The following is a 22,608-nucleotide window of genomic DNA, read 5'->3' as shown; positions in this document are numbered from 1 at the left end:
GTGGCTCCATCACCTCCCGGGTCGGCCGTGCTACAGAGGGCCGCCTCGCGAGATGGCACGGAATGAAGACTGAACTCGGCATTCACCTGGGCATGCGCTTGCGCGAGGCCCGCAAGCTGCTGGGCCTCACCCAGGCGGACGTGGCCGAGCAGCTCGGCCTCGCCCGGGAGGTGTACGCACGGCTGGAGCGCGGCCAGATGCTACCCAGCCTCACCACGCTGCGCGCCGTGTGCAAGGTGCTGCGGGTGCCGCCGCACGAGGCCCTGGCGCTGGACATGGCCTTTGACATGGCCCCGGGGAGGCGGCGCAAGCCCCTGGCCGCGCCCGAGAAGGAGCCCGCGGCGCTGCGCGAGCTGAGGCAGAAGCTCGAGGGCATGTCCCGCTCGGAGCTGCGGCTGCTGAACATGATAGCCACCGCCCTCCCCCACCGTCCGCGAGGGAATGAGACGCCGCGCGAGCGGGAGGCGGACGAGGACACGCGCCCCGCGCCGAAGGCGGGGACTCCGCCACCGGCGCGCCGGCCCTGAAGCGCCACGGAGTGAGGCCCGCGGCGCCGTTCCGGTCAGCGCGGGCCCTCCGAGTGGAGCGCGAGCACCCGCTCAGCCACGGACTGGCAGAAGAGGTAGGTGGAGGTGGACTCAGCGAGCACAAATACCAAGCGCTGCTCCAACGGGATTTCCCCGAGCACCTTCTCATCGAGCACCAACTTGTCGATGCCCAGCACGCTTCCATCATCCTCGTTGATGGACAGCGCTGAGTGCTGCCGGTCCCGGGCTCATGCCGTCGATGAGGGCTCTGTTCTTCTCGTCCCTGGCCATGCGAATCCCCCCGGAAGCCCCTGCCCCTCCATGAAGCCTGAGACAAGGAAGGCCCAGGCTACCGGAGGCTTGGTGGGAACTGAGCGCTAGGCGAGCGCGGCGGTGTCAGGAACCGCACTTGCGCACCGGTGGCGCGAGGAGAGAAGGCGAAATGGCGCTCCCCTCAGGCAAGTCGGTGCCCCATGCTCATGAGGGAAGGCAGAGGAACTCCCGGTCGACCACCTCGACATCGCACTCAGGTGCCTGCAGTGGACTCCCTCTCCAGCGCCGCCATCGCCTCCATGAACGCAAGGAGTTCTTCAATGGGCAGCAGGTCGAGTTCACGGTAGCGACAGGCCAGATTGACCTCTTTCGCCAACCACTTAACGAGAGGGGTCGGAGCCCGGCGAGCGCGGAAGCGATCAATCACCTCAAGCAGAGCAATCAGAATGCGCCTATTACTACCAAACTCACGTTCGAGCGTATGAAAGAAGACCTCCTGATTACCAAGAAGCATCCGGGTATAGGCGTACGGGTCGTCCTTTCGCAGCGGAGCGAGCGCATCGTCGTATTCCCAGGGCGCACGCGTCAGATGGACCGCCCACCAAAGGCGTCCAATTGCATGGCGACGCAGCGACCTCCGGCCTTCGTGGTAGACGAACCAATGATCAAAGATGGAGTCTCGAGCCTGTTTGGCGTCGGTGGGAACCGGCCAGCGCGAACGCGTGTAATCCGCAAATGGAACGTGAGCCAACCACGCCCACAATCGCTCATCGCGCGCCTCTGTCTCGGACATAGGCCCAAGCCACTCATATATCTTGAGTGCATTCTCGATATCCGTAGAAGCGCGCCCCCGGCGACCATCCTCGAGCATCAGCGTCGGCGCATCCTGCTGGGGCTCGTGTGGGAACTCCAGCAACTGTTCGGGTAGAAAATCAAAAGGCCCCGGTTGTAGATACCTTGGGATGCCCTCACCGCTGACCACGCGATTCTCCAACTCATCGAGCGTCTGCTTACGGAGCACATGGATACGTGACATCTCAGTCGTCCTCGCGACCCTTCAGTGTGTCTGCAAGCGCCCGTGCGAGTGGCGCGTCGAGCAACTTTTGAGCTGCAATCACCAGACTTTCGCTTGCGTCGATACCTCGCGCCTCAAGCATCTCCTTCAACCGTGGAAACCACCGGGTTTCGACCAGGAACTCATTCTCCTCGGGCGGACGACAAAGAATCGCAATCGCCTCACACAGGACAGGAAACACGACAGCAGAATGGATGACACCTGGAGCCACATTGCTGGCAACTCCATAACGGGCATAATCTTCATGCGACAGGGAGATAACAATCTGTTCCCTGGTAAAATCAACATGAAACGCCCCCTGTTTCTCCTTGCCACGAGTGATGCGCATGATGGATGGGATATCCGTTGCAAGCGGGTCAAACTGTTTCTCCGCGCGAACAGTGAAATCATCCCCTACCGCGAGCACATCACCTGCTTGCACGGCGAAGGAGCGCCCCTCGTAGTCCGGGTGCAACCCCTCAGGACGGTAGCTCTCAAGACGCTTTAGCGTACATACGCGAACCTGGATTTTCACGTCCCCCAACAACTTCGAGGTTGGGAGAACGTGTCGCAGTTGCCCCTCTTGCGTCTGGAATGTCTCCCGGTAGTACGTGGCTCCGCAGGTGACGCGGACCGTGAATGCGGCTTCTCCCTGTCGGATGAGACCGGCAATTGTCGGGTTCTCAACCTGGAGCCCATCGACAATGAGGGCCGTGGTGTCGACCCCAAAATCGAGTTCGGGCTCGTTGCAGCTCAGGGCTCCGTCGACATCATCGCCAACACCTACAACCGGATGCGGAAACGAAATTGTCCGAGGCCTACGCGCCATGGTCCACCTCGATGGAGAGCGCGACACGACGCGCGGGGCGAAGATCGAGACGCAGCTCCCGGCGCTGTTCCGCCTCGAATGCCAAGTCCAGGATGCGGTCGCCAACGCACTTGAACTGCTCCCCCGTACGAACATCGAACGCTGAGGAAATCTGCAACTCGTAGTCCGAATCCTCGCCTGAAGCGACAAGCCTCAACGTCGCACGCCCTCTACGCGTCGACCGCAGTAGCAAGTGAGTGGTTCGTTCCTCTGGAGAGAACCATGCACGGAAGGACACGCGAGAGGGGGACAGTGCACGAAGCCCCGAGCCGCGACTCCCGGGAGCAGTATCGGAGCCTGTAGTGGCATCCTGTCCTCCAACCTGAGCAGAGGCTGAGCCTCCCTCCTCAGACGAGGGGCCTGCGCCACGTTGAGCTTCGGGCCACTCAATCGAACCGGGCCCCTCTGGACCGAACGGACCTGGTCCACCGCGCGAGCCCTCCCGGTTGCCGGGCACCGAACTCTCCCTTCCCAACGTACCAGGCAGTTCGCCCGGGCCCTCAGCACCGGTGAGCCCGACTCCCGCAGTGGTCACAGCCTCCTCATGCCCCTGAGCCCCCCCCTGAGAGGTCCGCTCATGCGACGCGCCACTTTCATTCGCGCCCACAGGCTCACCGTCTTGCGCAGCCGACAGGTTGTCCGACTCTCCCAGATCGCCTGACTCGATGGGAAGAAGCAGCACCTGTGGACCACCGGGTAGCTTCTGAGTTCGCTTGGCGCGCTTTGCCCCCTTGGGTTGCTGGTGCCGAGCAGTTTCGTCCTCGGTAACGCGGTCGGTGCGCACACGAGCCCCTCTCTGCCGTGCTCCGGGACGAATGGCGCTGTCCTCGGGAAGGTAGCGGCCAAGGTCGGGAAGGTCCTGGGGCTCGTCGGGATCCTTTTCCGCCAGCTTCTTCAGGGACCCCCGGACGAACGAGTTGATCTCAGAGATGATGCGATCGCCTTCTTCAATTCTCTCGCGATTCCACTCCGAGTGAGCCGGATCTTCCATACGGGCAAGCACCTCGTTGCCGACGGAATCTTCACACAGGAAGACAGCGGCATAACCATTAAGCAGATTCTGAGTCCGCTCATAGACGAGGATGCGCGGTGTGCGCATGAATGCGGTGCGCGACGGCGCATCGTCGTCCATTGCAACATACAACTGCACGCGTCCCAGTTTCGAATGCGAAAACTCGAATGGCTTGCCCCCTACCGGGCTGCCAAGAGCCTTCAGGTAATGCCTCGTGGCGCCCAGTGTATCCCGAACTTCTTTTTGAGCTCCCTTCCGAGAGCCTGCAGCCTGAAGGGCTTCCTTGAGCCGCGTCTCGACCACCTGTTCAATCGTCCTCGCGCTGATCTCTATTGGCTCTCCGCCTCCAACAAGCCGGACGACCAAGCGTCCTCCATGGATGGCAGCAAAGAAGTTCCGGATGACTGAATCCACCACTCGGACCCGCCAACCCTCCGGACTGAATCCCATGATGTAGAGGTCGGTGCCTACCGTCGAGCGTCGAAACGGTGCGGGAATGTGCTCGTCGGAGCGCACCGCATAGACTCCTCTCCCCCTCTCCACCTGATTGCCCCAGAATCCGATGGGGCGGAAGACCTCTTCCCCTTCTCGGAATGAGCTGAGGATTGTCTTACCTATGAACGCGCTCTTCCCATCGCGAGTACGCGTTGAGTAGAAAACTGTCCGCAGCCGCGAGAATGCGAAAGGCGCGCGCTGCCCGATGCCATAGGTGCCGCCGCCGGCACCATGCATTGCGGCGCTTCCCTGCTTCTTGATCAGGCGGACCCAGGCCTTGTCCTCGTCGTGCTCACTCCCTTCCAGTCCCGTCGTGTGCTCATCGCGGATGCGCAACACGGGTACATGCGTCCCGGCAAGAAGCTTGAGCGCTTCTTCAAACCAGTCGCGTCCATTTTCAATCTTTTGACGTTCGTCCTTATAGGGCGTCAGCACGTAGTTGCGGCAACTCTGAATGACCTCACGCAACCGGTCGACACCCGGGAACTGTTCGATGGGCAGATCGAGCAATTCAAACGTGACCGTTACCGGGTTGCTGCCGCCATCCCACGCGTCACCGCTGTTCTGGAGCGTCTCACGAGCTAGAGCTCCAGGCTGCCGGAAGAATTCGATTCCGGGCTCGTTGAGGCCACTCTCTTCTCCCCCCTGGGTCGAGGGGAAAAACCACTTCGTGTCCGCCATCGGTTCCTCGCGAAAGGGAGTCCCCACCGAATGCGCTCCCCAGTGTCAATGAGCGCACATTAACCCAGTCGTAGAAATTGCTTACTGACTCCCCCAGTTGGACCTCTTGAAAATAACCTCTGAAGTCGGGATATTCAGGACACCGCTCGGGGCATACGCACCCCAGGCGAGCAACCAGGGAATGGGAGGGTATGGCGCTTACTCGCTCCGAGCAGATGTCGAGGATCCGAGGCAGGGACACCTCTCCCGAACGACTTCTGCGCTCTGCCCTGTGGCAGGCCGGTCTGCGCTTTCGACTTCAGGCCAGGACGCCTTCGGGTCGCCCGGACGTAGTCTTCGCCAGAGCCCGGGTCGCTATCTTCATTGATGGATGCTTCTGGCACGGATGCCCCGAGCATTACGTGCGGCCTAGAACGCGGAGTGATTTCTGGTCGGCCAAGCTGCAGGAGAACGTTGGACGCGACCGTCGGCAGACGCTCCAGCTCGAAGCCGACGGTTGGCGGGTCTGCCGCATCTGGGAGCATCAAGTCTTCGAGGCACTTCCCGAAGTCGTCGACACCGTCCGAGCAGCGCTACAGGACGCGGAGTGGAATCCGCCTCCCTCTTGGAGGGTCGTTCAGGTCGATGCGCTACCGGGCGAGGGCGACATGGAGCAACGCTGGATGGAGGACCTGAGGAGCCCGATGGAACGCAGGTCCGTCGTCGCACAGCGGAGCACGCGCAAGTGGAAGAGGCCGGCGCGGCAGCCCCAGAGGGGCGGATCGTAAGTGGGCGCCCCCCGGTTCATGGGCTATAAGCCCCAGCGGAATGGGCGCGCGCATCAAGGACAAGTGGGAGAGAATTCAGCTGGGAGAACCACCACGGCTGCTGGACCTTTTCTCCGGTTGCGGAGGGATGGCGCTCGGCTTCGTAACCGCGGGCTGCTTCAGCATCGGCGGGATCGAAATCGACAAGGATGCTTCCCGCTCCTACGCCCTGAACTTCCATCACCACAAGGACGGTGAGCCTGACGAGCTGCAGGCCAACCCCAAGGATATCTTGCGGGTAAAGCCCAGTGAGTTTCTCGACGACCTGAGGTGGCGAACGGAGAGGGGCGTCGACATCATCGTGGGTGGTCCCCCCTGCCCGGCCTTCACCCGGGTCGGGCGTGCCAAGCTGCGGGAAGTCGCGAAGGACCCCGTCGCGTTCAAGAACGATCCACGTGCCAGGCTCTACGTTCCCTATCTTGAGTACGTGGATGAGCTGAAGCCCCTCGCGTTGGTCATGGAGAATGTGCCCGACATCCTCAATTGGGGCGGACACAACCTCGGGGACGAGATCTGCGAGTCGCTGGAACAGCTGGGCTACAAGTGCGCCTACACCCTGCTGAACGCCGCCAACTATGGAGTTCCCCAACTGCGCGAGCGCTTCTTCCTCGTGGCCATCCACGAAAAGCTGGGTCTCAAGCCCTCATTTCCGGAACCAACCCGGAGGGGCAACTTCCCCCCCGGATACGAGGGCTCGCGCAAAGTCGCCTTGAAGCACATCCTCCACACGAGCGAGACCCAGCACAGTCGATTCCGCGCCCCAGCGGCGCCCCCCCTAAATGCTCGCCCCTGGGTGACCGTCGAAGAGGCCCTAGCGGACCTCCCCCCCCTGGAAGACCATATCCACGGACTGGACCGCCGTGGGACCCGACGCCTCAACGGCAAGCTGCCCTATGGGGACAATCCGCCTAGCGCCTATGCGCGACTCATGAAGGAGTGGCCCGATTTTCCATCTGCGGGATACCTGAGGGACCACGTCACACGCTGCCTCACCCAACGCGACTACCGGCTCTTCAAGAGAATGAAGCCTGGAGACGACTATCCCAAGGCCCATGCGCTCGCCGAGAAGTTGTACGAGCAACAGGTCGAAAAGTGCCGAAAGTCAGGGCAGCCGCTCCCACGCCGCGCCGACTACGTTCCTCCGTATGACCCCAAGAAATTCCCCAACAAGTGGCGGAAGATGGCCAAGGACGAGCCCGCCAGGACGTTGATGGCCCACCTGGGCAAGGACACCTACAGCCACATCCACTACGAGTCCTCGCAACAGCGGGTCATCTCCGTGCGAGAGGCGGCGCGCCTTCAGTCGTTCCCAGATGGGTTCAGATTCTCCGGCACGATGAATCCCGCCTTCCGGCAGATCGGCAACAGCGTTCCGCCGCTCCTGGCCTGGGCCATCGCTCACGAGTTGCTCGCCACGCTCGGCGCAAGAGTTGCGCACCCCTTCCCGGATTACGTGGAATCTCTACAATCAGGGAAGGACTCAGTGGTAAGAGTTGTCGCCTGACGCAGATGTGAGGGGGGCGCTAGGACGTTCCAGCGCTTGATGCGAGGCACCCGTGAGCAAGACCACACTCCCAAGGCAGTTCTTCGTGCTTCGCGAGCTGCGCTCGTCGGAGCTCGGGTGGTTCGCTGCAGTCAGGCGGGAAGGGCGAGAAGGTGGGGCAAAGCAGCGGGCCATCAACTTCAACGCGTCCGTCATGGACACCCTCTTTCCAGAGGGGCTCGACCAGGAAGAAATCGAAGTGGTCACGCGGAGGCACTCGGACCGGAACGTCACCCGGCGTCCCCTTCGTCGGCAAAAGAAGAACTGGCGGCTCGTAGGCAACAAGGTCGAAGGCCGTGGGCTGGAGGGAGTCCAGGCTGGCGATTTCTTCTGGGGCCTCATCACGGTCCAGAATGACTGCGCCTGTGCGTTGGACTGGGATGTCGTCACCCGCTCGGGCAGCCCGGTGCAGCATGCAGCGCTTCGGGGGCTTGCGGCAGGGGCGCTTCCGGACGGCATGGCGGCATGGTCTCATGCGGACCCGTTCGCGTTGAGTCTCCAGCAGGCAATAGGTCTCCGCCGCGACAGCACGCTCCCGCCCCCTGAAGCGCACGATGCACCGCAGCCACTGAAACCTCCGAGGTCAGGGCCGCCACTGCGCGTCGTTCCGCAGCCCCCATCCGAACCCGCACGTCCCAAACGCAAGCGCCTGGATAAGCGGCTCGTCCGGCCGCACATCCTGACGGAGATTCTCAAGTCTGGCCTCTCACTCTCGGCCAACGCACAGGCCGAGTTCATGGATGTGCTGGATACGCTCGCGGACACCCTCCGGCAGACCCTGATGGAGGCGGGAAAGCTCCAGAAGGTCCATGTAGACCATCGGGCGACATGGCAGAAGTTCCAAGGCCATAAAATTGGTTTTGTCGATGGTGGGGTCGCGAATGTCACCTCGCTTGGCAGCGCTCCCCTCGCCATCCGTGTGGGTTCCTATGTAGTGACTCCCGGGGGTCGGAGCCAGCAGCGCGAGCGGTTCGCCTTTGACGTACAGCTCGTGGACGAACTCTACGACTCCGCGGGTACAGGTGTGTACGAGGAGGGCTTCGACGACGTAATGAAGCTGCGGGATGCTGCCCGCTACTGCTGTGAGGCTGCGGGTGCTCTGGCAATGCTCCAGAGTGAGAAACCCTCCATGTGCATCCTGCACGGCCCCCTGGTCATCCCGGTCTCTCCCTATGCGCTGGAGGACTTTCCTTCCTTCACGTCCTCCACCGCCCAGAAGCTGCTGCCGGGCGGCGGGAAGCGTCGCGAGGGGAGGGCCGCTCAGTTCGTATCCGTCTACCGGGAGCAACTCCGAATGCTGGAGCAGGCGACGGCCACCGTTTGTGGCGTGGTAGAGCGACCTACATCCGCCACTCCCGGCATCCTCACTATGGCCCTCCTCGAGCAGCTCAAGGCGGACGGCTACCTTGACGGCACAAGCATGCGGACGATGTTCCAGAAGCTTCGTGAATACCGCATCACCGATCCCATCCTGCTGGAGTGCGTGCTCGACGAGGCCGAATACATCGCACCCGTTGCTCTGGACAAGCAGGGGCCCGACAACAAGATTCCCACCTCGTGGGCGATGGACATCAAGGGCTTCCCGCGCCCACTGACCACGTACGTCAAGCCACACGCGGAGACGATGCCCATCCGTGTCGAGGCGTTCCGCACCGGGCCTTTTGACTTCAGCGAGCTTCTGCAACTGATCGTTCACATGTCGCGCCTGTTGCCCCGATACTCCTTCCCGGTGGGGCTCGACATCGTGGACAAGCACGCCAAGGTGCCCGAGTGGATGTCCCGACAGATGAACGTAATGCTGACCGCCCAGTTGATGCGTAGGGCCATGGATAGCGGGAATCCGGCTGTCATTCGGATGGCTCGACGTATCGTCAGCGCAAACACTCGCGACTGGCTTTTCAGGCCCGACTTCCGGAGATCCTAGACCATGGAATCCCTCAGCACCTGGGACTCGATTGGCACCATCGTCGGTGATGCCTCGACCTCTGAGTTCTCGTTCATCCTCAAGAGCTTTCGCTCACGAGTCGGCGACCTAGTGGCTGTGCCGATGGAAATTCCCAACGAGGACTACACCGACCGGTCCAACATCATTGCATGGGGACGCATCACGTCGATCGACCGGTACAATCCCTTCTTCCCCTACGAAGCAGCCCAGGAGCTGGCCAACGAGTCCATTTCTCTCGTGGACACGGTGTTGTCCAACAGCAGGGACCAACTCCAGGCTCGCGTGCTCGTGCTTGGGTTCACGTGGGCGGAAGAAACAGGGCGTCTGGACCTCTTCCCACTGACGTACCCCATCCCGCCCGCCGCTGACGTGCGTTATCCACCCGCGGAAGCCATCCGGGAGCTTCTCGCCGGAGGACTGGAGGGACAGACCCAACTTCCGATCGGGACACTCATCGCCCGCTCTGATGTCCCTGTGGCCATCTCCGCTGAGCGAGTCGTTGCCCGTCATATGGCCATTCTCGCCATGACAGGAGGTGGAAAGGCGGTTGCGGCCCGGAGAATCCTTCGCGAGCTCATTGACCAGGGCTACCCCCTTGTCATCTTCGATCCTCACGGCGACTACATCGGACTTTGGGAGAAGCGGGACCTGTTCCCCGACACCCAGGTCCGATTGTTCTACCCACACCTGGTCATGGCCGAGGAGAACCGCGCCATTGTCGAGACACTCATCGCCAAGATGACTGAGGGCCTGACCGAGCCTCAATTCGAGTTCATGCACGCAGTCATGGCGCAGGAGGCGCCCGAGGCGGGCGAGTCCGTCATCGGGTATATCCGGCGTCTGCTGGGCCACGTGGAGAGGCAGATCGGGAGTCAATCCGCCAATAGCGGTCCTCACCGACGCCCCACCATGCTCGCAACGCGTCGCGCCTTGAACCTCGTGGTCGCACAGCTCGCAAAGATGGAGTCGAGCAACAAGCGGCTCCGTCAGCTCCACCCCTCGTTGAAGTTCGAGCAGTTGCCCGATCCTCATGAACAACCTGAGGAGATCGTCGCCCCCAGTCAGGTATCCATCCTGTACCTCGGTGGGTACGACCACCTCACGCAGAGCACCATTGTGTCACTGCTCATGGAGGCGCTTTTCGCTCACCGTGCCGAGCTCTCCGACAGGATCGCTCCATTCCTGTCCGTAGTCGAAGAAGCCCACAACTTCATCCCCTCCGGCAGAGAGGGAACGGACGACACCCCATCTCTCGCCACACTGCGGAAAGTGGTAACGGAGGGACGAAAGTTCGGAGTGGGCCTCATGCTGGTAACTCAGCGCCCCAGCCGTGTCGATGAGACCATTCTGGCCCAGTGCAACAGCTTCCTTGTGCTGCGACTCGTGAACCCCAAGGACCAGGCTTTCGTACGGTCCGTCATGGAGAACCTCTCCGAGTCCGACGCTCGCATGCTTCCTGGCTTCGGCCCTGGACAGGGGCTCATCAGTGGTCAGGCGGTGCGGTTCCCGCTCCTGGTCAGAATCAAATTCGACAAGGATCTGCTCAGCAGCCGCACGCAGGACGAGGACTTCATCCGTCAGGCCGCGCAGTGGAAGCCGGACGGCAAGGCCAATGTGCGCAAACGCGTTGCAGCCGCTGCCGATAAGCTGACCAGATTCAAGCGCGGCAAGAGGCGCAAGCCCAATTGAGGGAGGGCGGACACCCTCTCCGAGAGGCCTGCATTAGCCGACCTTGCTGAAGAGGCTCGGTTAATAGAAGTGGTCGACCAAGTAGCCAGTCCCCCGTGAGCCCATCTTGATGGCCTGAGGTGTGGAGCCATCATCCATGGGTAGTCCAACCCCTCCCGCGTCAAATGAATCGCCAAGCTGGGCACAGAAGGGCATCGTCCTGCCGCCCCTGGGCGTAATCGCAGTGTAGCGCACGAACATCCGCCCGTTGCCTCCGAAGATGACTTGGCCGGAGATCAAGGCATGCCGGATTGCAAGGGGGCTGATGACCTCACTCGTGAGGGGCCCCTCGCGGTAGAGGCCCTTCCTCATGTGGTGGGGCAAACTGGCGTCGAGCCAAATGGCCAGCGTCTCATCGGACGGCAAACCCAGGTCCTTGATGGTCTGAAAGGCGCCAAGCGGACACTTCTCTTCGGCGGGACGCAGGGGAATGCCCGGGCAGGCCGCTTGCGTGGCCGCGAGGGTAGCCCCCACCACGCACTGCGCGGCGCGAGCGACGAGCCGCGATCGGCGGCTGGTAGGGGCGGAGGCAGTAGGAGCAAGCAGCGGAGACGGATTCACGGAAAGGCCTTCCTTGGCTGGTAGCGGCAGGGGGAGCGAAGATGCAGGAGTCAACGTAGCGGGCACCACCGCCTCGGGCTGAGCGCTTTCGAGGCGGGAGGGTGCCACGGGCTTCGTGGTTGGCGAGGGCTGGCGCGCAACCGAATCGGCGCGCGGAATCTCCCACCCAATCCACCGCAGCCCCACGCCCACGGTCAGGACGAGCAGGCCACCCAGGACCCAACCCCACCCGCGTGCCACTCGGACCCGTGGGCGCTTCGGCACGGGAGGGCCCGCTTCCGGTATAGCGGGGGGCACCTCGTTCCGGGCGGGTACCGCAACCACCTCTGCGCGTGCGGCGGCCACCGCCAGCAGCGCATCCCGGCGCGCCACAGCGGCCTCATGCCGCTCGTCGACGTCCCGCGCCCACGAAGCGCTCAGTGCATGGTGAGCGAGCACCTCCACATCCTCCGCCGGCGGGCCGTCCCCGGTGGTCGGCGGCTGGGTGGGCGCCTCTCGATGCGGCTTGGGGGCCTGGTGCTCGTAGACGCGGGTGCCCCAGTCCCCCCCGGGCGTGGTCAGCACCGCGCGCAACGCGTCCAGAGCATCGGATGCGCTGAAGAAGCGCTCCTCCACCCGGGAGGCCATCAGCCGAGACACCCATGTGCCCAGCACCTCGGGCACGCGGGGGTTGAGGGCGTGCGCCGCCACGGGCCGGACGTGCGCCACCGCAAGCGAGAGCTGCTCGCGCGACTCGAAGGGGAAGGGGTGCACCTCGGTGAGCGCCACATAAAAGGTGACGCCCAGCGCGTACAGATCGTCCAGGGGCGTGCAGGCGTACGCGCCCGGGCCGGCGAAGCACTCCGCCTGGGGGCTGCGATAACCCGGCGTGCCTGGGGGCAGTCCCCGCTCGGTGAGCGTCAGCGCCCCAACCGCGTCCCCGGCGCCCCAGTCCAGCAGCGTCGGCTGCGTGGCCGCATCCACCCACACGTTGCCGGGCTTCAGGTCCCGGTGCAGCACACCACGCGAGTGCGCATGGGCCAGCGCCGACAGCAGCTTGCCGAAGACGGTCCCCAGCACCTCCAACGATGGGTTGGCGCGGCGGACCCACGCGTCCAGCGCTTCCCCTTCCACATACTCCATGACGAGGTAGGGCCTGCCTCCGGGACGCGCCGGCCAGAGGCCATACGCCAGCGGGCGCACGATGTGGGGATGGTCCAACTCCAGCAGCACCCGCAACTCCCTGCGGCCACGACCGCCCGCCTTGCGCCCCGCCTCCGACTCCCAGCCCAGCTTGAGGGCCACCGGCACCCGGGGTTCGTGGATGCCGTGGGCCAGCCACACGCCGCCGAAGCCCCCCTCCCCCAGCTTGCGCGCCAGCAGGAAGTCCCCCACCCGCACTCCTGGCCCCAGCTCTTCCGCATTGCTCATGCTCGTCTCACCCTGGCCTCGTCGTGGCACGTACGCCCGGAATCCGGGCGCCCGGCGCGTTCATGCTCAGGGAGGGCCCGGTTCCACATCGCCGACACCGACGTGGCGCGCGCCCTCCCGCTCCAGTACCCGCACATCCACGATGCCGCCTGCCTCGGAAGTCGCTTCCCACTCCACCACCAGCAGCGCCTCCGCGCCCGGCTCAAGCGCCGGCTGATTCATGGCCACGCCGTGCACCTTCCGGCGCCGCCCCGTGCGCGCGTCCTCCACCACGGCTTCCCCCGGCGTCCAGCGCTGCGAGCCCAGCGCGAGACTTAGGCGCAGAGAGAGAGCAGCTCGTCCCTTCGTGCGGTACAAAGCCGCCTGCGTCAGCTCCATATCTTCCGGGTGCGGCCAGTCCTCGTTGGATTTGAGGAGCCGACCTCCACGAGGGTGCTCCGGCTTCAAGCCCCCCTCCAGCACCAGCATGGCCAGCGGCATGGCGCTTCGTGCCTTCACCGCCTCCAGCTCCGCCTCGCAAGCGGCGCCGCGAGCCTCCAGCGCGGCCACCCGCCCCTCCTCCGGCGGACGCTGGCGTGTCACCTCCACCTGCCGCTCCGCCTCCGCCTTCGGCACCGACACCAGCTCGAGCACCGCGCGCCGGGGCTCCTCGCCCCGGGAGAAGCGCACCTCCACCCGCTGACGTGAGCCCGGCGAGAAGCCCGCGGACGGGCGCAGCAGCATCGTCATCCGGCTCTGGCCCACGTCCACCAGCCCGAAGCGCGCGCCCAGCCCCTCCAACTCCGCCTTCATGGCCTCCAGGTCCAGCGGCGTGTCGAACACCAGGGAGGTGACGACCCCGGGCGCCACCCGCAGCTCCCGCGCCGTGTCCCCGGCCCTTCCGGCCGTGTCGATTCGCCGCGCGTCGCCGTCCACCTGCCAGGCCTGGGCGCCGGTGGCAAGCATCAACGGCAGCAGCGTGAGCTGGACGAGAGACGCTCGTGACACCCGGACACTACCTCCTGGGTGGACACCCTATCACGCAACCTGACCACCACGGCCAGGCGCAGTGGATGCGCACTGTGCGCACAAATTGCGCAGCATCCATGGGGTTCTAGAGGAGACAGGAATGGCACGTTTCCTGCCTTTGCATCATTTGTCTGTTTTGCAGACCTCCGCTCTCCATTCCCCGGGAACGCATCATGAGAAAGCTCACATTCGCCGCGGTGCTCGTGGCCTCTTTCAGTGCCCTCGCCATTCAGCAGACGTTCACGGCGATGGACAGCGTCGACTGTGCCGCGGGGACGACCTGCACGCAGCTCACCAGCGATGGCACGCTGACCCTCGAGTTCCCCAACACCTCTCCCCTCTCCGGTCCGACCTCCAGCGGCTTCCGGGTCGACGCGCCCTACGTCGACGTCAGTCCGACGCCCGCCATGGCCCCCACGGGCAAGCTCGACCTGAGCATCCTCGTGCTCACCGTGAACCAGTCGACCACGTTCAATGGCTCATTCTACGTCGGCTCGGTGATGCTCTCGACGTTCGACTCCGCCACCAACACCTGGAAGGACGTCGCGTCCTGGAGCATGCAGGCCGGCCGCTCCAGGTACATCCTGCTGAACGGCTCCAACCTGAGCCAGCCCAAGGTCACGGGCGTCTCGAAGTTCCGCCTGACGGGCATCAACGGCACGACTGCCTTCACCATCAACATGGCGAACACGACGACGTACTGACCGCCTGACGGACGAGCACGCATCCGGGAGAGCACCCCGGCTCGCTTGATGGCGGCCGGGGGCGCTGCGGCACCCCCATGTCCGGCGGGTTCGCAATCGCATTCCTGGCCCGCGCCGCATGCCCGAAACATGCACCAAAACATCTCAGACAAACCAACTGAGATTGAACAACGAAAGGTAGACACCATGAAGAGCAGCAGAATCTCCGTACTGAGTGCAGTCGCCTGCATCGCGCTGCTGGCCAGCACGGGCTGTGGTCCCGTCCAGGAGGAGGCGGAGCCGGTCCAGGAAGAGGCACTGGGAACGGCGGAGAGTGAGCTCACCATCTACCCGTGCGGCACGGGCTGTCCGAGCGGGTACTACCCGACGGCCACCGGCACCAACTACTCGTGCGGCACCGCGTACGGCAACAAGTACACCACGTGCGAGTCGCTGGGCGGTTCGACCATCTACCCGTGCGGCACGGGCTGCCCGGGCGGCTACTACCCGACGGCCACCGGCACCAGCTACTCGTGCGGCACCGCGTACAGCAACAAGAACACCACGTGCCAGGCCCTGGGCGGTTCGACCATCTACTCGTGCGGCACGGGCTGCCCGAGCGGCTACTACGCGACGGGCACGGGCACCAGCTACTCGTGCGGCACCGCGTACAACAACAAGTACACGACCTGCGTGAAGTAACAGGCCCGGCACGGCGGGCTGACAGCCCGGGCCTCCTCACCTCGGGGCCCGGGCTGTCTGTCAATTCCTTGCCGGCGTCGAACCTGGCGGCCTCCGCGCGAGCGCTCCGTCAGCGGAAGCCACGGCCGCGATACCCACGGGGCTCGCGTTGCACGGGCAGGCCGGAGCGGACCGTGGCGTCGTGGAACGCATCGGTGAAGAACGAGTAGGGGTACTGCGCGGGGGGCCTCCCCGCCTCCTCCAGCCGGGCCGCGAGCGCCGGCGGCAGCGCGAAGTCCAACGCCGCGAGGTTGTCGCGGAGCTGCGCCTCGGTCCGCGCGCCAATGACGGTGGAGACGACGCCCGGACGGTTCGCAACCCAGTTCAGCGCGACCTGGGCGGGCGTCCGCTCCAGCTCGGCCGCCGTGGCCACGAGCGTGTCCAGCATCCGCTTCGTCTGGGCGGAGGGCTCCACCGTGGTGTCGGTGACCCACGTCTTCGTCACGCGCCCGTCTCCTTCGAACTGGCCCTGCTCGTTCACCCGGTATTTGCCGGAGAGCAGGCCATTGGCCAGCGGGCTCCAGGCCGTGAGGCCGATGCCCAGCTCCTGCGCGGCATCGACGAACTCGTACTCGATGGTGCGCGCCAGCAGGCTGTAGTTCACCTGCACCACGGCCACCGGCTCCCAGCCGCGCCACTCGGCGAGCGTCTGCGCCCGCCCGAGGTACCACGCGGGCACGTTGCTCATCCCGACGTAGCGAATCTTCCCCGCCCGCACGAACGTGTCGAGCGTCGCCATCACCTCGTCCACGGGGGTGAAGGTGTCCCAGAGGTGTACGTGGTAGAGGTCGATGACGTCCGTGCCCAGCCTTCGCAGTGACGCCTCCAGGGCGCGCTGCATCGTCAGGCGGGCATTGCCTCCCTGGTGGACGTCACCGGGCGCGCCATACCCGCACTTCGTCGCGAGCACCACGTCGTCGCGCCGGCCCGACTTGCGCAACCAGGCGCCCACGAGCTCCTCGCTCCGGCCATTCTGATAGCGGTCCGCCGTGTCGATGACGTTGCCGCCCGCGTCCAGGTAGACACCGAGGATGCGCTCGATTTCATCGGGTGGCGATTGCCACGCCGGGTCCCAGCCATCGCCGAAGGTGCCGGCGCCGAGCGAGAGGGGAGAGACTCGCAGGCCGCGGCGGCCGGCGAGAGCGTAGGTGCGGAGGCTGCTGTGAGGCCGGACGGCTCCTGCTTCTTTGTCGGTATTGCCAAGGCTGCTCATGGGGTTCTCCCTCCGGAGCGGATGCTGCCGGGAGACGGCTCGTGCGGACAAGAGGTGACACGCACGCCTTGCGCGAACTCGCGGCGAGGGCGGACCGCGCGCACGGGACACGCCGATTCATGTAGAATCGAACTTCCAGCCTTCCTCCAAGCGAAGCTCGGGCAGACATGAGGCATCCCTTTATTTGGACCTTTCCCTCGGAGATCCACAGCCGGCCAACCGAGCGTCCGCCGAGGGGATTTCGAAAATGAGGGGATGCTTCAGGTGGCGCACCGGCCTGAAAGGCAGACGCGTGAAGTAGCCGGAGCGTATGTCAGACGGCGGCAAGATGCTGGTGGCCCACCACAAGCACTTCCATGAGCCCAATCCGGATGGTGAAGGAGTCAACCCGCCATGGCCAAGGTCACCGTCAACTTCCCCAGGACTCCCGTCACAAAGGGCAGCTCCGGCATCGCCGCCGCCACCCTCCCCAACGTCTGCAAGATGCCCGGCCCTCCGGCCCCCTTCGTCCCCACGCCCCTGCCCAACATCGGCAACAGCGGGGATTCGCCCAAGGGCTACTCCAAGACGGTGACGATTGAAGGCCAGCCCGTCGCCATCACCGGCGCCAGCTTCGGCAGCCAGGGCGACCTCGCCAGCAAGGGCACCGGCGGAGGCCTCCTCTCCGGCAACACCCTCGGCCCCACGAAGTTCATCGGCCCCGGCTCGATGAACGTCCAGATTGAGGGCAAGAACGTCCAGCTGCTGGGCGACCCCATGCTCAACAACTGCGGCCCCTCCGGCGGCCCCGCCAACGCCGCCACCATGACGGGCATCATCCAGGCCCCCGGGATGATGGCCGTCATCTACGGTGACGACAAGCCCTGTGGGCGCTGCGGCAAGACGCACCCGCTGGAGGCAGGGGCGGAGACGCTGGAGATGATTCGCACGCTGTTCAAGGCGGTGCGCAAGTCGTTCGACGCTCAGAAGGAGAAGATTCGAGAACTGAGCAAGGCGACAGCGGAGCTAATCGCAAAGCAGCGGAGACTCATCGACCTGGAGACCAAGCGCGACAAACGCGGGTTGAACTCCACCGAGAAGCAAGAACTAGCCGCATTAACAGGCGAAATCCCGGGGTTCAAGGCGAAAGTCGATGCCCTCAAGTCGTTCTTCAAGGCTAACGCCGTGCTTCGATGGGACAAGGCAAACGACACCTTCTCCAAGGGATACATGCTCGGTGTCATGATCTGCGTTTGCACTTGCCAAGGCAATAAAGGCAAGAAGCTCGCGGCATGTTCCGGCAACGCACCTCCAGCCTTCGCGATGTCTGTTTCATCGGCAGGCTTCGAGTGTGCAAGTCCCCCCGTCGCCTGGGAAACCAGAGGCGAAACGGATGAGTGGCCTTGTGCCGCCAGGCAGGTCATGGAGAAGACGAAGGGACACAAGCCCAAGCAACTCATCGAGCGGTGGTTCTCCCCGGTGGTGAAGGGACTCAAACCCGGAAAGGGCCCCCAGATAACCTTCCAGGCGTTGGTAGAGGACCCGGTAACGAAGGAACTCACCCTGGAGGAGCGCACCCAGCGCTTCAAGACCGGTGAGAACGTGCCTTCATGCTCGAAGTGCCAGGAGAAGCTTCCCGCCCTCTATTGCGATACGAAGTGCGGCTGATTCATAGGAGGGACCATGAAGGCACTCGTCGAATTCATCGAGAAGTACCGCCCCGGCTTCTCCGAAGAGGTCGTACCGGCGGACGAGTTGGCCATCGCGCACATGGAAAAGTACGCGGGGCCTCTGCCGGGCGCGTACCGTCGCTTCCTGCAGACGATGGGCGCGAGCATGGGAGGCCTCGAACTCGCCGAGGCTGACTTCGCTATCGAGGGGAACATTGGGACCTACCTGGTCATGGACTGGCCACAGCGCGAGCGCTACATCTACGTGGCGGGAGACGACGGACTCGCCGGCTGGGACTACTTCCTCGACCGGACAAGGCCTCACGGCGCCGACGACTGCATGCTCGTCCGCATGCCTCTGGATGAGAACTTCCCTCCAGAAGCCAGTCGCCCCAAGCACGTGGGCCTGGAGGAGTTCCTCTACTACTCGGCCTTCAAGGAGCTTCGCCTGCCCCTGCTGCCCCACCGCTGGGAGTTCTCCTCCCCGGAGGACCCCAAGGCCGCGGCCCAGTACCGCGCGGACCTCGTGCCCGCGCTGGCCGAGGAGCAGGGTTTCCAGCGCCTCCCTCCCGCGGAGCACTGTGCCCTCTACGAGCGCGGCGACGCCGGCCTGCTGCTCTACCGCCACCCGACAGAGCCCACCTTCTCCTTCAGCCTGGGCTGCGAGGACCCGGTAGAAATGGAGCGCCTGGCCCGCGACTTCGAGGCGCGCACCGGCCTGAAAGGCAAACGCGTGAAGTAGGCAAAGCCCATGTCAGACGCGCTCGTAAAGTGAGCTCCACACCGGACCTCGTATGTGGACCCTCTCCAACCGCACCCCGCACGCCGCCGAGCGCACCTGGGTGCGTGACAAGGATGGCCACCACGTCTGGGTCGTCGCGGTCAAAGCCACGTTCGACCTCGACGACGCGGGTCGACTCCGCCCCTCGGACGAGCAGGAACCGCCGCTGCGCGAGCCCGTCTACCTGGGGGAGCCCGGCCGCTCCAGCCTCCGCTACGAGGCCGACCTCGTCGCCCCCAAGCCCCACACCGACGTCGTCCTCCAGGCCAGCGCACACGCTCCCGGCGGCCGGCCCGCCCCCAGCGTCGAGGTCGCCGTCCGCATCCACGACGTCGACAAGCTGCTGGTGGTCCACGGCGAGCGCTTCTACAGGCGCGGCGTGCTGGGCGTGAGCCCATCGGCGCCCAAGCCGTTCGTGAGCCAGCCCATCACCTACGAGTGGGCCTGGGGAGGCACCGACACCACCGACCCGGACCCGCGCAAGCACCGCGCCGACAGCCGCAACCCCGTGGGCCGCGGCCTCGCCACGCGCGACGCGCACCGGGTGGACCAGCCCGCCCACCGCATCGAGTACCCGCACGGCGACCCGGCCGAGCGGGGCCCCGCCGGGTTCGGCCCCATCGCCAGCCACTGGTCGCCACGGCTCGAGCTGGGCGCTTCGGGTTCGACACCCACTTCGGCTCCGTCCGGCGCTCTCACGAGGCCACCCTGGGCACGGTGGTCATCGAGCCCGAGCTGAAGAAGCTGCGCATGGTGTACCAGACCGGCCTGCGGGTCGGCCCGCGAGAGACGGACCACCTCGACTTCACCGTCATCACCCTGAGGAGCGACTGAGATGAGCGCGAAGGTGCAGCTTGTCGCGGCGGGAGCGCGTGCGCCGGTGGGGACGACGGCCGAGAGCGTGGCGGCGGCCGTGCGCGCGGGCATCAGCCGGGTGCGGCGCGAGCCGGTGCCGGAGCTGGGCGGCGAGTCCGATTCGTTCATCGCCCGGGACGGCTTGCTGGACGCCGGGGAATGGAGTGGCGCGGCGCGCATGGCCCTGCTGGGGGCGGCGGCGCTGGAGGAGGTCCTCGGGAAGCTGGCGGCGGCGCACCTGGACGCCGAGGTGCCGGTGCTCGTGGGGCTCCCGGAGGAGCGCCCCGGCTGGGACGCGGCGGACGCCTCGCGGGTGGCCGCCGCGCTCGGCGCTGTCGAGGGAGGACGGCTGCGCCCACGAATCGAGCCCCGTCTCGCCGGCCACGCCGCGGCGCTGGAGGCGCTGCGGGAGGCCGTCACACGGATTGGACGCACCGGGCGCTGCCCGCTGGTCATCGTGGGCGGTGTCGACAGCTACCATGACCTGGAGACGCTGGACTGGCTGCGAGAGAACAACCAGTGGCTCGAAGCGGGGTCGCGCACCGGCTTCGTGCCCGGCGAGGCCGCCGCCTTCGTGGCGCTGATGGACGCGTCCGAGGCGCGCCGGCTGGGCCTGACGCCCGCGGCCACCGTGCGCACCGCCGCCACCGCCCGGGAGCGCAGGCTCATCAATACCGACGCGCTCAACCTGGGCGAGGGGCTGACCTCCGCCGTGAGCGAGGCGCTCGCGCCGCTCGACGGCACGCGTGAGACGGTGGAGAACATCCTCTGTGACATCAACGGCGACCGCTACCGCGCGGAGGAGTGGGGCTTCGTGGCGCTGCGGCTCGGACAGGCGTTCCGCGACGCCTCCGCCTACCACACGCCCGTGCGGAGCTGCGGCGACGTGGGCGCCGCCACGGGAGCGCTGAACCTGGTGATGAGCGCGCAGTCCTGGAGGCGGAGGTACGCGCGTGGCCCGCGCGCGCTGGTCTGGGGCAGCTCGGACGCCGGGCTGAGGGCCGCCGCCCTGCTCGAGGACCCGAACCCGGAACGGGGAGACGCAGGCCGGCCATGGCCGAGGGAATGAAGGCTGGCACGACCAGCATCCAGGCTTTACATGCCCAAACCGCTTAACTTGACTGCGTCAGCCCCTCCCTGCCTCCTGGCTACCGTTCCTCGGCAAGGCGAGGTCCGCTTTCAGCTCTCTCCCGCAGACGTCTGCGCTGGGAAGTTCCAGAGCGTCTCCCAACCGCGCACGAATTCATGGGAAAGGTGACGATTATCGTTCTGGCACGTTCTCTCCCTGCCGCATGATGGCGGTGGAGGTTTCGGAAATGTCCGTGGAATGGAATCCCGTCTTCGTCCTGCCGAACATCAAGCTCGAAGGCGCCGTCGAAGGTGGAGAGGTCGCGCTGGTGCCAGCTGATGACGAGCGCATCGAGGACCTTCGGCGGGAGCATCCGAGCTTCGCGGAGTTCCTCCGGCGATTCAGTGACGCCTTCGAGGTGCCCATCGAGCCTGCCGTGCTGCTCGTTCGCGCGGACGCGCCCAAGCACTTCTTCAATCACACGGCCCTTGTGGGGTTCCGCAATCTCATTGCGCATTCAGTCATCCCGCACGCCCATGCGCGGCGGCTCGCTTACTCCCGCCAGGAGGGCATCTATTTCGGAAACTCGTTCACGTTCCACCCGTGGATGGTCGGCAAGAACGATAAGTATGTGGTCGCCACGACGCCCGCGTTCGGTGGAATTCACGAACTGATGAAGTTCCGGGGGCAATCCACTCCTGAAGTGCCAGTCTTGAGGGTCCATGCCTCAGACCTCGACATGCCGCTCTTGAAGAGACTGCTCGAGCGCTGGCGTCGTTGGTCCGGCAGCGAAGCGCCTGCAGTCGAGGACGAGGCTCTGTTCCGGTCCCTGAACATGGCTCTCCACGCCTCCATGCTGCCCGCCGGCAGCGACGCCGTCTTCTATGACCAGGGACGGTTGATTGCACTCTGGATTAGCGCCTTCGAGATTCTCGTGCATCCCGGTGTCGGCGGAACATCGGACCTGTTCAAGGTCTTCGATTGTCTGGAGCTCGTTCCCTGGGAACTTCGTGGCTGTAAGGAACGCAAGTACCCGACGAGGAAGCACAAGAAAGGCAGCGAGAAGGAGGACCGCACACTGGCGTCGTGGCTTTATGAGTTACTCTACAAGGCCCGGAACGACTTCCTGCATGGCAACCCGGTATTGCAGGCGACACTGCAGGTGCCAGGTTCGAATCACCACGTCATCGAGTACGCAGCCCCGCTCTACAGGCTCGCGCTAACTTCTTTCCTGTCAATCACGTTTAACCTACCGCTACCACCCGAGTCTGATGTTGCGGCACTCGCAGCCTTCATTAACGAAGAAACTTCGTTCATGGGGCATCAGCGAAAGTTCGAGGAGGCGCTGCTGACGAGCCAGCCCTTGCTGGGTGAGACCTAACACTACTGCGTCAGGGGTAGGCAGGGGGGAGCGGGCAAGTGAGGGCTGTGCGCCCTGGCCACTATTGCGTTGTCCGCCATCCGCCCTACTCATGAAGTAGGTATGGACTCCTTCATGGATGCAGCCGCGGTGCAGCGGCTTGAGAGGTACTTCCAGCAAGTCGGCGACGTCCTCGGCGAGGAGAGCCGGCGTGGCTCGTTCGCCCTCTACGCCATGGGGCTGTTGGGGGACGGGGAGCGAAAGAGCGTGGTAACTGTTCACCGGCTCAGGCAGCGACGGAGGCCGCCTGGGCCGAGCCAGAGTTCGGAAGGAGCGAAGGCGGTGG

General features: G+C 64.9%; 19 protein-coding genes and 1 pseudogene. 13 read left to right on the top strand and 7 right to left on the bottom strand.

The window, feature by feature from the left end:
- Positions 1-62: 62 nt before the first annotated feature.
- The gene (locus K8638_RS05940; protein ID WP_223753436.1) at positions 63-527 is read left to right on the top strand and encodes a helix-turn-helix transcriptional regulator; all 465 of its coding nucleotides are present in this window, start codon (positions 63-65) and stop codon (positions 525-527) included.
- 35 nt (positions 528-562) lie between these two features.
- Here the strand turns inward: K8638_RS05940 and K8638_RS05935 are convergent, their stop codons facing one another.
- The 4 genes from K8638_RS05935 to K8638_RS05920 form a co-directional block, all read right to left on the bottom strand.
- Positions 563-724 (bottom strand): hypothetical protein, encoded by a 162-nt coding sequence (locus K8638_RS05935; protein WP_223753435.1) that lies wholly within the window; start codon positions 722-724, stop codon positions 563-565.
- 329 nt (positions 725-1,053) lie between these two features.
- A complete protein-coding gene (locus K8638_RS05930) occupies positions 1,054-1,836 on the bottom strand; it encodes a DUF6339 family protein (RefSeq protein ID WP_223753434.1) in 783 nt (260 codons plus the stop codon).
- Between the two features lies 1 nt (position 1,837).
- The gene (locus tag K8638_RS05925) at positions 1,838-2,683 is read right to left on the bottom strand and encodes a hypothetical protein (protein WP_223753433.1); all 846 of its coding nucleotides are present in this window, start codon (positions 2,681-2,683) and stop codon (positions 1,838-1,840) included.
- The gene (locus K8638_RS05920; protein ID WP_223753432.1) at positions 2,673-4,910 is read right to left on the bottom strand and encodes a hypothetical protein; all 2,238 of its coding nucleotides are present in this window, start codon (positions 4,908-4,910) and stop codon (positions 2,673-2,675) included. The genes K8638_RS05925 and K8638_RS05920 overlap by 11 nt, the downstream gene beginning before the upstream one ends.
- A 191-nt stretch (positions 4,911-5,101) precedes the next feature.
- Between K8638_RS05920 and K8638_RS05915 the strand changes: the two genes are divergently transcribed.
- Genes K8638_RS05915 through K8638_RS05900 form a run of 4 tightly spaced genes read left to right on the top strand, consistent with a single transcriptional unit; the run spans position 5,102 to position 10,893 of the window.
- Positions 5,102-5,677 carry a very short patch repair endonuclease gene (locus tag K8638_RS05915; RefSeq protein WP_223753431.1) on the top strand — a complete coding sequence of 192 codons (576 nt, stop codon included), beginning with the start codon at positions 5,102-5,104 and terminating at the stop codon, positions 5,675-5,677.
- A gap of 40 nt (positions 5,678-5,717) precedes the next feature.
- On the top strand, positions 5,718-7,220 hold the full coding sequence (locus K8638_RS05910; RefSeq protein ID WP_223753430.1) for a DNA cytosine methyltransferase: 1,503 nt from the start codon (positions 5,718-5,720) through the stop codon (positions 7,218-7,220).
- A 52-nt stretch (positions 7,221-7,272) separates the two neighbouring features.
- Positions 7,273-9,183 carry a DNA double-strand break repair nuclease NurA gene (locus K8638_RS05905; protein WP_223753429.1) on the top strand — a complete coding sequence of 637 codons (1,911 nt, stop codon included), beginning with the start codon at positions 7,273-7,275 and terminating at the stop codon, positions 9,181-9,183.
- A gap of 3 nt (positions 9,184-9,186) precedes the next feature.
- Positions 9,187-10,893, top strand: a complete 1,707-nt coding sequence (locus tag K8638_RS05900) for an ATP-binding protein (protein WP_223753428.1) — start codon at positions 9,187-9,189, stop codon at positions 10,891-10,893.
- Between the two features lie 60 nt (positions 10,894-10,953).
- Here K8638_RS05900 and K8638_RS05895 read toward each other — a convergent pair whose 3' ends face one another.
- Together K8638_RS05895 and K8638_RS05890 are read right to left on the bottom strand one after the other, a co-directional pair.
- Positions 10,954-12,903 carry a serine/threonine-protein kinase gene (locus K8638_RS05895; protein ID WP_223753427.1) on the bottom strand — a complete coding sequence of 650 codons (1,950 nt, stop codon included), beginning with the start codon at positions 12,901-12,903 and terminating at the stop codon, positions 10,954-10,956.
- 66 nt (positions 12,904-12,969) lie between these two features.
- Entirely contained in the window at positions 12,970-13,890 is a 921-nt protein-coding gene (locus K8638_RS05890; RefSeq protein ID WP_223753426.1) for a DUF2381 family protein, read from the bottom strand.
- Positions 13,891-14,084: 194 nt separating this feature from the next.
- Here K8638_RS05890 and K8638_RS05885 point away from each other — a divergent pair, with 194 nt between their 5' ends.
- Together K8638_RS05885 and K8638_RS05880 are read left to right on the top strand one after the other, a co-directional pair.
- The gene (locus tag K8638_RS05885; protein ID WP_223753425.1) at positions 14,085-14,615 is read left to right on the top strand and encodes a hypothetical protein; all 531 of its coding nucleotides are present in this window, start codon (positions 14,085-14,087) and stop codon (positions 14,613-14,615) included.
- Positions 14,616-14,801: 186 nt separating this feature from the next.
- Complete coding sequence (locus K8638_RS05880) at positions 14,802-15,296, top strand: hypothetical protein (protein WP_223753424.1); 495 nt, start codon at positions 14,802-14,804, stop codon at positions 15,294-15,296.
- Positions 15,297-15,405: 109 nt separating this feature from the next.
- Here the strand turns inward: K8638_RS05880 and K8638_RS05875 are convergent, their stop codons facing one another.
- Positions 15,406-16,548: an aldo/keto reductase gene (locus K8638_RS05875; RefSeq protein ID WP_223753423.1), complete on the bottom strand. Its 1,143-nt coding sequence runs from the start codon at positions 16,546-16,548 to the stop codon at positions 15,406-15,408.
- Positions 16,549-16,941: 393 nt separating this feature from the next.
- On the opposite strand from K8638_RS05875, the gene K8638_RS05870 reads away from it, so the two are divergent.
- The 6 genes and pseudogenes from K8638_RS05870 to K8638_RS05845 all read left to right on the top strand — a co-directional run.
- Positions 16,942-18,195 (top strand): PAAR-like domain-containing protein, encoded by a 1,254-nt coding sequence (locus K8638_RS05870; protein WP_223753422.1) that lies wholly within the window; start codon positions 16,942-16,944, stop codon positions 18,193-18,195.
- Between the two features lie 15 nt (positions 18,196-18,210).
- Complete coding sequence (locus K8638_RS05865) at positions 18,211-18,939, top strand: hypothetical protein (protein ID WP_223753421.1); 729 nt, start codon at positions 18,211-18,213, stop codon at positions 18,937-18,939.
- Between the two features lie 52 nt (positions 18,940-18,991).
- Positions 18,992-19,717: a DUF2169 domain-containing protein gene (locus tag K8638_RS05860; RefSeq protein WP_223753420.1), complete on the top strand. Its 726-nt coding sequence runs from the start codon at positions 18,992-18,994 to the stop codon at positions 19,715-19,717.
- A 96-nt stretch (positions 19,718-19,813) separates the two neighbouring features.
- Positions 19,814-20,902 (top strand): hypothetical protein, encoded by a 1,089-nt coding sequence (locus tag K8638_RS05855; protein WP_223753419.1) that lies wholly within the window; start codon positions 19,814-19,816, stop codon positions 20,900-20,902.
- Positions 20,903-21,149: 247 nt separating this feature from the next.
- The gene (locus K8638_RS05850) at positions 21,150-22,283 is read left to right on the top strand and encodes a hypothetical protein (RefSeq protein ID WP_223753418.1); all 1,134 of its coding nucleotides are present in this window, start codon (positions 21,150-21,152) and stop codon (positions 22,281-22,283) included.
- 102 nt (positions 22,284-22,385) lie between these two features.
- Positions 22,386-22,608: pseudogene (locus K8638_RS05845) on the top strand (hypothetical protein); the annotation flags it as partial.

Source organism: Myxococcus sp. RHSTA-1-4, assembly GCF_020037125.1.
Taxonomy (GTDB): Bacteria; Myxococcota; Myxococcia; order Myxococcales; family Myxococcaceae; genus Myxococcus.
Note: the sequence above shows the minus strand (reverse complement) of the source record. Positions and strands in the feature narration are given on the sequence as shown.